Origin of the sequence: Vibrio sp. 03-59-1 (assembly GCF_013114135.1) — a bacterium.
Lineage (GTDB): Bacteria > Pseudomonadota > Gammaproteobacteria > Enterobacterales > Vibrionaceae > Vibrio > Vibrio cortegadensis.
The window spans coordinates 1-1,333 of record NZ_VTYA01000065.1 but is presented as its reverse complement, the minus strand read 5'-3'; the positions used below and the strand labels follow the sequence as shown (position 1 = coordinate 1,333).

At 41.1% G+C, this 1,333-nt stretch carries 2 protein-coding genes; both read right to left on the bottom strand.

Features of this window, described 5'->3' with window-relative positions; translation table 11 throughout:
* Window positions 1–222: 222 nt before the first annotated feature.
* Window positions 223–669: a hypothetical protein gene (locus F0249_RS19910; RefSeq protein ID WP_171757633.1), complete on the bottom strand. Its 447-nt coding sequence runs from the start codon at window positions 667–669 to the stop codon at window positions 223–225.
* A 143-nt stretch (window positions 670–812) separates the two neighbouring features.
* Window positions 813–1,208 carry a DUF2391 family protein gene (locus F0249_RS19905; RefSeq protein WP_029203406.1) on the bottom strand — a complete coding sequence of 132 codons (396 nt, stop codon included), beginning with the start codon at window positions 1,206–1,208 and terminating at the stop codon, window positions 813–815.
* Between the last annotated feature and the right edge of the window lie 125 nt (window positions 1,209–1,333).

The following is a 1,333-nucleotide window of genomic DNA, read 5'->3' as shown; positions in this document are numbered from 1 at the left end:
AGCAACATTTAGAGTAAGAAGAGCCCGACATTATCCTTTCTCACTGCAAATAAGCAACAATCGACTGATAAACAGGTGATTTATGAGCCTTTGTGTATAACGCCGCATTAAGGGGTGAAAAACGCCTCCACCCGACCTAAAGTATTGTACCGTAAACACTAAATTTGAAGTAGATGCAAAAATGCCAAGCGTTGAGAATCCCTCTTAAATGCTTTGTTAGCACTATTTTGCGTTTGTCATGACTTGACGTTTTTGAGCACCAAGTACGTTTTCTCTAATGTCGCCTGGTAACTCGATCACTTCAACCTCTATCCCGAATGTAGAAACAGCTTTCGCAACCCAAGACTTACCTTTTGCATATTTCGCAGCTTCTTCACTAGTAAAACATAAAACCTTACGCCAGTTTTCACCAAGGTGTTCCTGAATAAGAAGCAACTTTAAAATGTCACCTTTAACTTTGTGTAATTGAGCTCCTTTTAGCTCACCAACTCGTGCATAGACTTCAACGACGACTTTGTTCTTCACGTCAATAGCATCAGGCTTAACACCTAGATCTATTGGCAACTTATTATCGTCATTGAATATAAAGCCCCGCTTTAAAGCCAAAGCTTGCAATATGTATGCTTCCGCTGTTTGTTGCTCAGATGAATCTGATGCATGTTTCTTCATTGATTACTCCATAGTGCTAACGCCCAATTAAGGTGTGAAGCACGCGACCACGACACTCAATTTGACCACCGTAAACACTAAACTCAACCCAAACCAAAAACGCCAAGCGTGCTGAATCACTCTTAAATTGTTTGTTAGGTAAATTACTCTTTGTCGAAGCTATCAACGACTATTGCTCCCATCGAGGCAGGCATGGAAATTATGATGACTCTCTTTAACGCTACTAGCGGGTCTGATAACAACGGAAGCTTGTTGATGCAAAACAACACCAACATCACGACCATCGCTGTCATAAAATATGCAACGACTATGCGTAGAATGAAAACTAACTTACGCTCAGATACGTTACGCTGAAAAACATTTTCAAAGGTGTACAAAGTTAGGAAAACCACTGACAAAGTGAATAACACTAACAGATTTAGAATTGGCAAGGTCTCCCCCAAACGCCAAGCCTCTTCAGAGAATGAAATGGGAACAGCGAGCGCAAAAGCACCAACAAATATCTGACTAGCATCTTCGAAGTTAAAGCTATATTTCACTGAAGCCTCCTTCCATTTACCTAACGCCCAATTAAGGTGCGACAACGCTATAACACCCAAGCTAAATCACTGCGCCATAAACACAAAATTCAAACCGGAGTAAACTCGCCAAGCGTTAGGAGTCA